The organism is Neptunicoccus sediminis (assembly GCF_001719615.1).
GTDB lineage: Bacteria > Pseudomonadota > Alphaproteobacteria > Rhodobacterales > Rhodobacteraceae > Amylibacter > Amylibacter sediminis.
The window spans coordinates 280,041-293,101 of record NZ_MDVX01000011.1 but is presented as its reverse complement, the minus strand read 5'-3'; the positions used below and the strand labels follow the sequence as shown (position 1 = coordinate 293,101).

General features: G+C 57.7%; 12 protein-coding genes and 1 riboswitch. Of the genes, 1 reads left to right on the top strand and 11 read right to left on the bottom strand.

The window, feature by feature from the left end:
- Positions 1 to 180 precede the first annotated feature (180 nt).
- The 6 genes from BFV97_RS12480 to BFV97_RS12455 form a co-directional block, all read right to left on the bottom strand.
- Entirely contained in the window at positions 181 to 1,236 is a 1,056-nt protein-coding gene (locus tag BFV97_RS12480) for a FecCD family ABC transporter permease (protein ID WP_069300688.1), read from the bottom strand.
- A gap of 6 nt (positions 1,237 to 1,242) precedes the next feature.
- Positions 1,243 to 2,178, bottom strand: a complete 936-nt coding sequence (locus BFV97_RS12475) for an ABC transporter substrate-binding protein (RefSeq protein WP_069300687.1) — start codon at positions 2,176 to 2,178, stop codon at positions 1,243 to 1,245.
- A gap of 14 nt (positions 2,179 to 2,192) precedes the next feature.
- Entirely contained in the window at positions 2,193 to 2,975 is a 783-nt protein-coding gene (locus tag BFV97_RS12470; RefSeq protein ID WP_069300686.1) for an ABC transporter ATP-binding protein, read from the bottom strand.
- 150 nt (positions 2,976 to 3,125) lie between these two features.
- Positions 3,126 to 3,345, bottom strand: a riboswitch (cobalamin riboswitch).
- A gap of 212 nt (positions 3,346 to 3,557) precedes the next feature.
- Positions 3,558 to 4,868, bottom strand: a complete 1,311-nt coding sequence (locus BFV97_RS12465; protein ID WP_069300685.1) for a TRAP transporter large permease — start codon at positions 4,866 to 4,868, stop codon at positions 3,558 to 3,560.
- Positions 4,861 to 5,412 (bottom strand): TRAP transporter small permease, encoded by a 552-nt coding sequence (locus BFV97_RS12460; RefSeq protein WP_069300684.1) that lies wholly within the window; start codon positions 5,410 to 5,412, stop codon positions 4,861 to 4,863. The genes BFV97_RS12465 and BFV97_RS12460 overlap by 8 nt, the downstream gene beginning before the upstream one ends.
- A 66-nt stretch (positions 5,413 to 5,478) precedes the next feature.
- Positions 5,479 to 6,639, bottom strand: a complete 1,161-nt coding sequence (locus BFV97_RS12455) for a C4-dicarboxylate TRAP transporter substrate-binding protein (RefSeq protein ID WP_108721678.1) — start codon at positions 6,637 to 6,639, stop codon at positions 5,479 to 5,481.
- A 303-nt stretch (positions 6,640 to 6,942) separates the two neighbouring features.
- Between BFV97_RS12455 and BFV97_RS12450 the strand changes: the two genes are divergently transcribed.
- Complete coding sequence (locus BFV97_RS12450; protein WP_069300683.1) at positions 6,943 to 7,575, top strand: TetR/AcrR family transcriptional regulator; 633 nt, start codon at positions 6,943 to 6,945, stop codon at positions 7,573 to 7,575.
- Here the strand turns inward: BFV97_RS12450 and BFV97_RS12445 are convergent.
- The 5 genes from BFV97_RS12445 to BFV97_RS12425 all read right to left on the bottom strand — a co-directional run bounded on the left by BFV97_RS12445 (position 7,572) and on the right by BFV97_RS12425 (position 13,031).
- Positions 7,572 to 8,423 (bottom strand): metal ABC transporter permease, encoded by an 852-nt coding sequence (locus BFV97_RS12445; RefSeq protein ID WP_281200954.1) that lies wholly within the window; start codon positions 8,421 to 8,423, stop codon positions 7,572 to 7,574. The two genes, BFV97_RS12450 and BFV97_RS12445, sit on opposite strands and share 4 nt — an antisense overlap.
- Positions 8,424 to 8,425: 2 nt before the next feature.
- Positions 8,426 to 9,310 carry a metal ABC transporter permease gene (locus BFV97_RS12440; protein WP_069300720.1) on the bottom strand — a complete coding sequence of 295 codons (885 nt, stop codon included), beginning with the start codon at positions 9,308 to 9,310 and terminating at the stop codon, positions 8,426 to 8,428.
- The gene (locus BFV97_RS12435) at positions 9,310 to 10,203 is read right to left on the bottom strand and encodes a manganese/iron ABC transporter ATP-binding protein (RefSeq protein ID WP_083225624.1); all 894 of its coding nucleotides are present in this window, start codon (positions 10,201 to 10,203) and stop codon (positions 9,310 to 9,312) included. The genes BFV97_RS12440 and BFV97_RS12435 overlap by 1 nt, the downstream gene beginning before the upstream one ends.
- Before the next feature lie 87 nt (positions 10,204 to 10,290).
- Positions 10,291 to 11,193, bottom strand: a complete 903-nt coding sequence (locus BFV97_RS12430) for a metal ABC transporter substrate-binding protein (protein ID WP_069300718.1) — start codon at positions 11,191 to 11,193, stop codon at positions 10,291 to 10,293.
- A gap of 191 nt (positions 11,194 to 11,384) precedes the next feature.
- Complete coding sequence (locus BFV97_RS12425) at positions 11,385 to 13,031, bottom strand: amidohydrolase (protein WP_069300681.1); 1,647 nt, start codon at positions 13,029 to 13,031, stop codon at positions 11,385 to 11,387.
- Between the last annotated feature and the right edge of the window lie 30 nt (positions 13,032 to 13,061).

Here is a 13,061-nt window from a genome sequence, read left to right as displayed (position 1 = left end):
CCGCGCAAATGCTTGGATTACCGGACACCGGCGGAAGTCTTTGAGACCAAGCTGATGGAAATCCAGAACCGTCTGGAATAAAACGAGATATTAGGAACTGCACTTCACCGTGAGCTCACAAAAAGCCAAAGCGCTATCACCCGTGGCGGACCAAACCGGCGTATCGGACCACGATCCGGTTCACGTCATCCGCTGGCGCAACAGCCATACAAAAAACACGCCACCGATTAGGCCTGTAACGATCCCGATGGGCATATCATCCGGTGCCATAACTGTCCGCGCGACAATATCCGCCCAAACAAGAAACACCGCGCCGCACAGGGCTGAGAGCGGCAGCAGGCGGCGGTAGTCTCCGCCGACCATCAGCCGCACGATATGGGGGATCATCAGACCGACAAACCCGATGATACCGGAAAAAGCGACCATCACGCCGGTAATCAACGCGCCGATCACAAAAATTCCGAGCCTGAAACGGGCGACCGGAATGCCAAGGGTGGTTGCCGTTTCATCCCCCACAGTCATGGCGTTCAGGGTGGCGGATTTCAGTTGTAGAAAGCTGCCTGCCACCAACAGAACTCCGAAGGGATAGATAAGCTGGTCCCACCGCGCCAGCCCAAGCCCGCCCAGCATCCAGAACACAACCGTATGCGTTGCGCGCGGGTCGCCCAGATAGATCAGGACGTTGGCCCCTGACATCACCACGAAAGACACCGCCACACCTGCAAGCACCAGCCGGTCCGCGCTGGTGGCAGAGGCGAATTGGGACACCGCAAGCACCAGCAGTGTCGCCCCGAGCGATCCGAGAAAGGCCAGTAGTGGTACGGTCAAAAGCCCCAGAAACAACCCCGTGTGCAGCAGCGCGAGTATCGCACCGCAGGCCCCGCCCGCCGAAATGCCCAGCAGATGCGGGTCGGCCAGCGGATTGCGCGTGACCGCCTGAAGGCTCGCCCCAACCATCCCAAGCCCTGCCCCAACCAGACAGGCCAGAATTGCGCGGGGCAGCCGGATGTCCCAGACAATGGCTTCACGCCCTTTGGACCAGTCTACGGGGATCGTATCAGGGGCAATCTTGTTGATCAGAATACCCCAAACGGTTTCAAACGGAACGGACACAGCCCCGACGCTGACAGCGATGGACACAGACGCGAAAAGGATCGCGAAACCGCAAAGGCTCGTGATCCAGAAACCCCGCGTGCTCCGTGCCCGCGCGGGGGCCGTTTTGCGCGAAACCGTCATGGGCCGTTACTCTGCCCGCAATGCAGCGGCGAGGGATTTGACCGCTTTGATGTTGCGCGGTCCGGGTGTCGCCTCGACATACTCAAGCACAACAAAGCGGTCGTTGCGCACCGCATCAATATCCGCAAAGGCCGGATTGCCTTTCAGAAAGGCAATTTTCTGATCCGCCGTCACCTCTCCATAGTTCACGATCACTATGACTTCGGGATTACGCTCTACCACGGCCTCCCATCCGACAGTGGCCCAGCTTTTTTCAAAGTCATTCATGATGTTGGTGCCCCCTGCCGCCTCTATCAGCGCGTTCGGCATGGCATAGCGGCCCGCCGTAAACGGCACATCCTTGCCGCTGTCATAGACAAACACACGCGGGGCGGCTTCCAGTTCGGGCAATCCGGCCAAAAAGCTTGCAAGCTCTTGCTGGTATCCCGTGACCAGCGCTTCGGCCCGATCCGACACGCCAAAGATCGCGCCAAGATTGCGCAGGTCGGTATACATATCCTCTAGCGAGGCGGCGTCTTTGCTGCCCATATGGATGCAGCTCTCGGTAAGCTCGTAAACGTTGATGCCATAGGGTGCCAAAGTTTCGGGCGTCACCTCACCGCCGACTTTCATACCATAGTTCCAGCCCGCGAAATAAAAATCCGCATCGGCACCGATCAGGACTTCCTTGGAGGGGTATTTCGCGGACAGTTCCGGCAATGCCTCAATCCCGGCCGTCATATTCTCGTCTAGCGTGCGCCAACCGGAAATGCCGGTATAGCCGACCATCGATTCCGCCAGACCCAGCACCAGCATCATCTCGGTGAGGTTCACATCATTTGAAATCGCCGCTTTCGGGGGCGCATCAAACGTGACCTGACGATCGCAGCTTTGAACCGTGGTCTGCGCCAAAGCGCCCCCGGCAATGCACATGACAACTGGCGCGATAAAAGTAAATTTCATGGGTAGGCTCCGCATCAAATTGGAAGGCTGAAAGAGAAATGGGGTGTACCGCTTGGCGCGAGCTTTTCGCGTCGGGCCTCGACCCGAAAAGTGTCAGAGACCAGCCTGTCGGTCAGCAGTGTACGCGGCGGCCCGAACCCCTGCGAATACCCGTTCTTGAGAACCAGCACATCGTCGCACAGACCGTTTGCCATGTTCAGGTCATGCAGCGACACCACAATAGTTAGGCCAAGACCACGGATGAGGGAAACAACTTCAAGCTGGTGGCGCACATCAAGATGGTTGGTCGGCTCGTCAAGGATAAGGACCTGCGGTTCCTGCGCCAAAGCCCGTGCCACCATGACGCGCTGCCGCTCTCCGCCTGAAAGCGTGCCGAAATCACGGTCTGCGAAATCTTGCAGACCAAGAGACTCGAGGATCTGGCTGACAATCCTTTCGTCACTGCCTGTCGCACCTGTCAGCGCCCGCCGGTGGGGCGTTCTGCCAAGGCGCACGATCTCGCGCACGGATAGGCCGAAGGTCGAGGCTTGTTCCTGCAATACCGCTGCGATGCGTTTTGCAGCGGAACGTGCGCTCATCGCCCAGATGTCCTGTCCGTCCACCCTGATCTGTCCGCTGTGGGGTTTTTGAAACCTGTAAAGCAACCGCAGCAGTGTGGATTTGCCTGCTCCGTTCGGGCCGACAACGCCCAAGACCCGACCGGCCCCGACACGAAAACTCGTCGGATGCAGGACAGGGCGGGTTGATTTGCATGGTGCCCAGCTTGCGCCAATCACTTCGATTTCAGCCGCCTTCATAACAGGCCACGACATTTATGTTCCATACCGCCCTCCGCGAACATACGGGGGGATGCTGGACAGACATGCAGTTGAAAGCGGGAAAAGACCCAAGGCTTCATCATGGTCTACCAGTCAGACACCCCGTCTGAATAGAATTACACTGACGGCGCCAAAGCACCGTTGATGGCAGGTCTCCTGACTTGCGGATTAGCGTTTTCCCCGACCTTCCCAAGCCGATTATTGGCCCAGTGGTATTTTCGGGGGCACTCACCGCTTACAGTTGCGGGGGCAGTTACGGATTTGGCGCTGTTCAGCTATTCCTCACCGTATTCCCTTTTCATCCAAGACACATATTCGATGCCTTGGAACCATCGGGGATACGTTTGCGGTATATCGGCGTGAAGGTCAATCCGCGTGGCGCGAAATCACTGAAAGTTTCACAGGGTCGTGTATCGCGGGGTGCGCTATGGCGCGTGACGGCCCGTGCTGTGCAAAGTGCTTTAGGCCGGAAACCGGACCGTCAGACGCAACAAACCCGCCCGTTTCGGGGCGGGTCTGCTTCAAAGGTTTAGCGCGCACAGGGCGGCAGGACGGCGGGTGTTACCCTGCCCATTTTGGCAGGAACAGCACAACATCAGGCACGGCGATCAGCAGGGCCACGATCAGCAGGTCCACAACAACGAACCAGAACACACCGCGGAAAATTGTGGTGAGCGAGGCAACCTTGCCCACCACACCCTTGATCACAAACACATTCATCCCCATCGGCGGGGTGATCATGCCGATCTCCAGCAGTTTCACCAGCACGACACCGAACCACAACAGGCTAAATCCGGTCTCTTCTACCAGCGGCAGCATGATCGGCAGGGTCAACAGCATCGCGCCTACTGGTTCCAGCATCATCCCGAGGATCAGATAGACAATCACGATCCCGAACATGATGAACACCGGCGACACGCCAAAGGACAGTACCGACGACGACAGCGCATCCCCGATGCCCGACAGGGCAAGGAACCGTGTCAGCAGGCTTGCCCCGACTGCGATGATCAGCAGCGCTGCGGTTGTGGTGATGGTCTCAACCAGCGCCATGCGCAGGGCTTTGAACGTCAGGGTCCGGTAAAGTGCTGCAACCACCATAGACAACAGCGCACCAATGGCACCCGCTTCGGTCGGGGTAAAGGCGCCGCCAAACAGACCTGCGAAAACCCCGATCACGATCAACAGCACCGGCCAAGTCTGGCCAAGGGCTTTGATCTTTTCCGCACGGGTTGCTTTGTTGCCGTGAACAGCGGGGGCAAGGCTCGGGTTCAGTTTGACGCGGATCAGGATCAGCAGCACATAGGCGACCAGCGTGATGCCCCCCACAACCAGACCGCCCAGAAACAACTGGCTGACAGACTGGCGCGAGATGATGCCATAAAGGATCATCAGGATTGACGGCGGGATCAGCGCCCCGATGGTGCCCGCAGCCGCCACAGTCCCCGTTGCAAGCTCTGCGCTATAGCGGTTGCGCATCATTTCAGGCACTGCGATTTTACCCATCGCTGCAGAACAGGCGACGGATGATCCGGTCACAGCGGCAAAGCCTGCACAGCCAAAGACCGAGGCGATGGCCAGACCGCCTGGAAGACCTGAAAGCCAGATCTGCGCGGCGTTGAACAACCCTTGGGTCAGGCGCGTGTGATAACAGATGAACCCCATCAACAGGAAAGCGGGGATAGAACTGAGAACCCAGCTATTGGCAAAGTTATAGGGCACAATCCCCAGCGAACCCCAGGCGATGTTCCAGTTGAACATCGACCACAAGCCACAGAAAGACACTGCGATCAGGGACACCCCAATCGGTATCCGCATCATAATCAGGAAGAACAGCGCACCGATGAAAAGCCCGGCAATTTCAAAGTCAGACATTCTTGTTTTCTTCCGTCAGATAGGGGTCTTCCACAACGAAACCGCTTAGTCCGCTGTCCTTGCCGGTCATCATCGCAATCGCTTTCCACGCAGAAACAATAGCCATCAGTCCAAAGCCGACGGGCAGCGAAAGATAGGTCGGCCAGGTGATTACCTTGCCGCCGGATTCAATTGAATAGGCACCCGTGAGATATTTCGCCCAAGCCTCCTGTCCGGTGCGCACGGCTACCGCTGCAGTGACAAAGGCGGTGATCACAGTTGCGATCAATAACAGGATAGATTGCAATTTGTCGGGAAAATTCTCGACCAGCAGTTCCACCGCGATATGGCCGTTGTGTTCCTCAACGCTGCCAAGGGGCAGAAAGGCGATGGCCACCATGTAAAAGGCCGAGACATAGAGGATCGTGGAATCCATCGGCTGCTCGAACACATAGCGCATTGTCACATCCGCCGAGACATGGATCACCATGAAGATTACAAGTATTCCGGCAATGCCGGAGGCCGAGACATTGGCCCAAGAGATTAATTTGCCGATGGGTTTCATAACGGGACCCTTAAAGAACAGTAAGTAGGAAAACGGGGCACCACAGTTCAGTGCCCCGCAGGAAAGTTACTGGCCGTAGGTTTCAGCATCAATTTTGGAAATCACCTGATCCCAATAAAGCTGCTGCAACTGTTCCTTGTTCTCAACATCGGCAACCAGACCATACCATTTTTCCAGAAGCGGCGGGAAAGCAGCGGCAATTTCATCCGCGCGGGCCACACCGTAGGAGTCTTTGAACAGGGCCGACACTGTAGCCAGATCCTTTTTAACAAAGGCTTGCACTGCTTCGGTCAGTTCGGCTTCCGGCTGGTAGATGTTGATGCCGTTGTCTTTTGCATGCTGGATCGCGTTTGCGTCATCACTGTAAAAGCCCCAGGTCACGCCGGCTGTGATGTGGCTACCCCCCCACAACAGCGCCTTGCGGTCTTCGGTGCTCATGGCTTTCCAGCGGTCCGCGTTGATATTGGCCGAAGCGACCCCGGCGAATGCACCCCCGGGGACACCCAGCGTAATGTCAGTGACAACCTCATGCAGGTTGTAGTTGGTCAGTTCCGGCGCGCTGAGCATTGCGCAATCAAGGATCCCCTGATCCAACGCCTCATAAACTTCGTTCACCGGCAGGCGAACGCCCTGTGCGCCGAACTCTTCGGCAAAACGCACAAAACCCGCACCACCGGCCCTGAGCCGTTTACCTTTGAGGTCTTCGACAGAGGTAACTTTCACATCCTTACAAAGCAGGTTGTAAAGCGGCGTCACGCCACCGGCGGTGTAAACCTGATTTTGCGCCTTGAACTCGGCCATACATTCAGGACAATCGTTGAACGTGTATTCCAGCATCGCGCCGGTAAAGGCCAGAGGCTCTTTCCCGTTGGGGTTTTCTGCCAGATTGATCAGCAGGTTCATTTCGTGCAGGAACAGGTTGGTGCTGTATTCTGCGGCGTAATAGGGCGTCAGAACAAAGCCGGCATCCGCCAGACCGTCCCGCACACCGGGGCTGGTTTCAGGCAGGCTAAGCAGGGACATGGGAAAGCCCTTCAGCTTGACATTGCCGCCGGATTTTTCAGCAACCGCGTCTGCATATGCGTCAACAGCGATCCCGATGGCAGAGGTGTTGGGGTAGCCATAGGCAAAGTTCAACCGCTCCTGCGCGGCCAGCGGTGTTGCCACCGTCAGAACCGTACCGAGTGCGGCGCCAGCGATGGTTTTCAAATTCGTAATGCGCGTCATAGTTGCTCCTCCCGAGCGATAATTCGTTAGAAATCCTTGCGGTGCACAGGGGTCTCGGACCCATCAAAACGGATCAAAAAGCCCCCCAAGCGCATGCGTCAAATCCCGTGTCAGGGACCTGCCGCAAAAACATTCCCGTCAGTATGTTTATACACCAACTTGCGCCCGCAAGTGTCAAGGCACTTCCATCGCTCTTTGCTTGACTTCCGTAACGTCAGACTTGCACAGTTGAAAATAGGGGCTGTTTCTGGGGGTAAAAACCTTGCACCTTCCCCTAGGTAAGACCCATACGCCGGAATTTACATGGACGAACAAAGCACCAGATTAACCAAACGTCAGCTGGAAAACCGGCGCCAGATTATTCAGGCCGCAGCGGTCTGCTTTATGAAATACGGGCTGGAAAAGGCCACGATGGACCATATGGCCGCAGAGCTTGGCGCGACCAAGGGACGGGTGTACCACCACTTCCGCTCTAAGGACGAAATCTTCTTTGCGGTGTACCGTCAGGCGATGCAATTCTGTTTTGACGCCGTGCTGCCCATTGTGGACCAACCCATGCCCGCCGATATGAAACTGCTGGAAATGGCCAAGGCCCACGGGTGGGTGATGATGGACACCCTGCCCTTTCAGCGCAGTATCCGGCAGGGGGTGAACGTCTATCTTCACGGGCAGGCATCCAAAGAAGATCACGAAGTGCTGCGGGCATTGATCGCGCGGCGCAACGAATATGAAAACCTCTATCGTGCGGTTCTGCAAAAGGGTCAGGAGGACGGCACACTCTGCGTGCCGGATGTGGCGATTTCGGGCCGTGCCATTATGGGGGCGCTTAACTCTCTGGTGGACTGGTACCGCATCCGCCCCGAACAAAGCCGCGCGGATCAGGCACGGATCGTGGACACGATGGCCGATACGATCGTTAAGGGATTGCTGGCCTAGACCCCCTGCCCGTCCCCCCGCCGCTGAAGGGACATGCGCCGTGTCACCAGTTGGCGGCGGATAAACGCAGCGATGAACAGCACGGTCATAATCAGGATAACCGTCGGCGCAGGGGCGCTGTCGAGGAAAAAGCTGGCATAGGTTCCCAGCAGCATAGACGCCATACAGACCACCACCGACACCCAAAGCATGGTAGAGAATTTGCGCACGATCAGGAACGCAATCGCGCCCGGTGCGATCAGCAACCCGATCGCAAGGATCAGCCCCGCCGCCGAGAGCGTTGCCACAATGGTCAGCGACAAGGCAGCAAGCATCCCGTAATGCAGCCAGTTCACCCAAAGCCCCGACGCGCGGGCTTGGGCCGGATCAAAGCTGTGCAACAGCCAGTCCTTCCATTTCAGCGTCAGGATCAGACCCACCCCCAGCGCGATGATCCCCGCAGTCCACAGGTCCTGCGCCCCGACGCCCAGCATATTGCCAAACAGGATATGATCGAGATGGGCGTTGGTTTCGACCGAGACATAAAGCACAATGCCAAACCCGAACATGCCCGAGAACACCACCCCCATCAACGTATCCTGCTTGACCCGACTGTTCGTTGACAAATAGCCGGTCGCCAGCGCGCAGGTCATACCCGCCACAAACGCCCCGATGATAAGCGGAATGCCAAGGATATAAGCCAGCACAATTCCGGGCAGCACCGCATGGCTGACCGCATCCCCCATCAGCGCCCAGCCTTTCATCACCAGAAAACAGGACAGCAACGCTGTGGGCACCGAAACGATTACGGAAATCAAAAAGGCGTTCTGCATAAAGGGAAACTGGAACGGCAACAGCAGGGTTTCCATTGTCATCCTTTGAACTCCGCCATTTGGCCCGCAGGACCCCGCACCAGCGCCTGTCTGGCTTTGCGTTTGGCCGCCAGCAAACCGTGTATCGGAGCAAAGACAAAGACCACAAGGAAGATCAAGGTTTGCAAGGTTACAATGATCCCGCCAGTGGCACCGTTGAGGAAATAGCTGACATATGCGCCCAGAAAGCTGGTGATCGAACCGATGGCGACAGACACCACGATCAGGCGCGGAAACCTGTCGCACAGCAGATAGGCCGTAGCACCCGGCGTCACCACCAAAGCAATCACCAGAAAGGCACCAACCGTTTGCATCGCGGCCACCACGCAGGCAGACAACAGGATGAAAAACACCGCTTTTAACATACCCGGACGCAGGCCGATGGTGCGTGCATGATTTTCATCAAAGAACGTAACCATCAGGTCTTTCCATTTGGCCACCAGAACCGCAAGGGACACAAATCCGATGATTGCCAGTTGCAGCGTGTCCTCTGGTGTGATCGCCAGAATATTGCCCATAGTGATGGTCTGGATCGAAACGGACATCGGATTGACCGAGACGATAAACAGCCCCAATCCAAAGAAGGACGTGAAGATTAGACCGATAATCACATCGACTTTCAGGCCGGAGCGTTCGGAAAGAAACAACATCGCCCCTGCCGCCAGCCCGCCCGCGATAAAGGCACCCAACGCAAAGGGAAGGCCAAGGATATAGGCTCCTGCCACGCCGGGCACCACCGAATGAGACAGCGCATCCCCGATCAGTGACCAGCCTTTCAGCATCAGATAGGCCGACAGAAACGCGCAGACCCCCCCGACCAGCGCCGAGACCCACATGGCGTTGGTCATATAGCCGTAGGAAAAAGGCTCTAACAGATAGTCCATCATCTGCCCCGCTTGGTGCGCTGGGTCTTGTCGTCATACTGCACCAACGGACGTTCGTCATCGGTGAAGATGGTGACAGAGCGGACGTCATCGTCGTCGTGCAGGGCCTCACCGCCAAGGGTAAAGTGGCGCAGCACGCCGCCAAAGGCCATCTCGAGATTCTCACGGGTAAAGGTGGTCTCGGTCCGCCCGTGGGCCAGAACCGTCCCTTTCACCAGCACGGTCCGGTCGCAAAACTCTGGCACTGACCCGAGGTTATGGGTGGAAACCAGCATCACCCGCCCCTCGTCGCGCAGTTCTCGCAGCAACCGGATGATTTGCTCTTCCGTTTTGACATCCACCCCCGTGAACGGTTCGTCCAGCAGGATCACCTGACCGTCCTGCGCCAGTGACCGTGCAAGAAAAACCCGCTTGCGCTGCCCGCCCGAAAGCTCCCCGATCTGGCGCTTTCTGAATTCCTGCATATTGACCCGTTGCAGCGCCAGATCGACCGCGTCGTGATCGGCTTTCTTCGGGCGGCGAAGGAAACCCATATGGCCGTAACGCCCCATCATCACCACGTCTTCCACCAGCACAGGAAAGGCCCAATCGACCTCTTCGGATTGTGGGACATAGGCGACAAGGTTTTTTGCCAGCGCCTGTTTCACATCCAGCCCGAGGATTTTGATCGACCCTTTTGCAGCGGGCACAAAGCCCATAATCGACTTGAACAGCGTGGATTTCCCCGCCCCATTCACCCCGACAAGCGCCGTCACGGTGCCGCGCGGCACCTCAAAACTGGCGTCCCACAACGCGGTGTGCCCGTTTCGGTAGCTGACGGTCAGGTCGTGCACACGGATGCCCGCAGTGCTGCTCTGCCCGTCCGGTCCGTTTCGTGTTGCCTCGTCGCCCATCACAATTCCTTTGGCAGCAATGCCGTAGATTTCAAATCAAATACCCTGCGGCTGCCTGTGCGCAGGACCGACCCTTTCGCATGTAGGTCACTTGGCAGCCCCCGCCAGCCCCTCTGCCACGGTCCGTGCCGTTACGCTCAGCAGATCGAGATAGGTTGGAACGGGACCGTCCGGCGCGCTAAGACTGTCAACGTAAAGAACCCCGCCGAACGCCGCGCCGGTTTCACGGGCGACCTGTTTTGCAGGTGCGGTGTTTACCGTGCTTTCGCAAAACACGACCGGAATGTCATGCTCGCGCACCCCGTCAATGACCGCGCGCACCTGTTGCGGCGTGCCGACCTGATCCGCGTTCATCGGCCAGAGATACATTTCCTTCAGCCCGAAATCCCGCGCCAGATAGCTGAACGCGCCCTCGCATGTCACCAGCCAGCGGCGCTCTGCCGGAATCGCGGCAATCGCACTGCGCAGCGGCTCGATGGTGGCGCGAAGCTTTTCCTTATAAGCCTGCGCATTGGTGGTGTAGGTTTCGGCATTGTCCGGATCCTGCGCAACGAAGGCTTTGGCGATATTGTCGATATAGACCAGCGCCGTGTCGAGCCCCATCCACGCGTGGGGATTGGGCTTGCCTTCATAGCTGCCCGAAGAAATTGAAATCGGCACAATCCCGTCAGTTAATGTGGCAGCGGGAACGTCTTTCATGTTGGAGAGGAATTGCTCGAACCACAGCTCCAGATTCATACCGTTCCACAAAATCAAATCCGCATCATAGGCCCGCACGATGTCTTGGGGTGTGGGTTCATAGCCATGAATCTCGGCACCGGGTTTGGTGATGGACACCACCTCTGCCGCCTCCCCCGCTACATTTGCCGCCATATCCGCGAGCACGGTAAAGGTTGTAACCACCTTCATTTTCCCATCCGCTTGAACGGCGGTCGCGGCAACGGCAACAACCGCCGCAATCCAGATCTTTTTAACAAAACGGGGAAGCATCATGTTCTCCTGCAACTGAAATCTGCCTCCTGTAAATGCAAATCACTCGCAACTGTCAACAGTTTTTGCGAACTACTCGCAATAACGTGCCGTCCCGCGATCCAGACTTTGCCAACTTTGGGAGTGATCCAGTCAAGAGGAGCAACATCGAAGCGTTGGCAGAACGCTGTCTTTGCAGTTAAAACCCATCGCTACCGCGCGAAAACGGTTTGCCCTTTCCAGACTGTTTCCTGCACTTCGATGGCGGCAATCTCCTGTGGGTTCAGATTTCTTAAATCCTTGTCAAGAATGATGAAATCCGCGAACGCCCCCCGATTTAACACCGAAGTCATTCCCGCCAAACCGATGGCGCGGGCGGCGTTCTTTGTAAACAGGTCCAACGCTTTTTCCAGCGGGATCGACTGCGCAGCGTTCAGGCTTCCCGCAAAGTGTTGCGTCGGATCCTGTCGGTTCAACATGCCCGCAAGCCCGCTCCAAGGGTCGGCATCCGGCGCACTTGCGGGCCAGTCGGTGGCAAATATGACTTCCGCCTCCGCATCCAGCAGATCGCGGATGCGGTGTAAACGGCCCATCTGCTCCGCACTCAGCACCGCCTTTTGCGAGTGCGTCGCGGCATTGGGCATCCAGAGTTTCGGAGAGACTTCGGCAACGGCCTCCAGCGCGGCAAAGCGGGGCAGATCCAGGTCGCTGACAAAGGCGGAATGAGCGATTTCATGACGCAAACCTGAAAACCCGTTCGCCTTCCGCGCCGCCTCAATCGCGTCCAGCCCCTTGCGGATCGCATTGTCTCCGACTGCGTGCATCTTGACCACATAGCCGTGACGATCCAGCTCTGCCACCCGGTCGTTCAAAACGGATGGAGACATCAGCAGCGTTGCGTCAGGATCGTGCACTGCCGGATCGTAACCGTTTGTAGGTTGATAAGGGTCAAGAAAAGACGCGGTATGGGCTGGCGCAACCCCGTCGAGAAACAGTTTTGCATAGCCCAACCGCAGATCTTCCCGCGCGTAGGTTTCGCGCATGCGGTCAATTTCCGCTAATGGAACATTGCCGTCTGTCAGGGGAGAATAGGCGGTGATATGGGCCGCCCCGTGCAGGCTCCAACGTCCCGCATCACAGGCCTCGGCATAGGCGGCCAGCGTGCGTTCGTCCGCCATTGGTTCCCTGAATCCGGTATATCCCAAGCTGTTGAGATAGCGCAGCGCATAGTCACAGGCCTGTTGCAGTTGCTTTGGTGTTTCCCTGATGCTGTGACGCACGGGGGCGAGGGCGGCTTCCGCCAGCATACCGCTTAGCCTGCCGTTCGCGTCCCGCTCTATCACGCCGCCATCCGGCGGCGGGGTGTCTTCGTCATAGCCGCAAAGGGACAGCGCCAGACTGTTGCACCAGACCGCGTGCTGGCTGGTGTCAAACAGGGCCACCGGATGCGCTGGCGCCAGAGTGTCCAGCCAGTCCCGCGGTGTCGTCCCGAGGTCATCGCGCATCTCATAGCGCCACGGCCCGCCGCTAATCCACTGCCCCTTTTCGGTTTGTACCGTCCGCTGGCGCAGCGCCTGCGCCAACGCCCCAGATGTGGCCGTATAGCCGACGTAGACTTCAAACAGATCGCGGCACGCCCCCCACAACGCATGGGTATGGGACTCGATCAGACCGGGCATGACAAACCGACCGCCAAGCCGGACAACCCGCGTCTGCGGCCCTGCGAGGTTTTCGATGTCGTGGTCCTTGCCACAGGCCAACACCCGACCGCCAGCAAGGGCAATGGCCTGCGCGTCCGGTTGCGCGGGGTCCAGTGTCAGAATGTTGCCCCCCAGATAAACCGTATCGGCCTTTTGCATGTCAGCGCCTTTCTCCGTTACAGCCCGTCA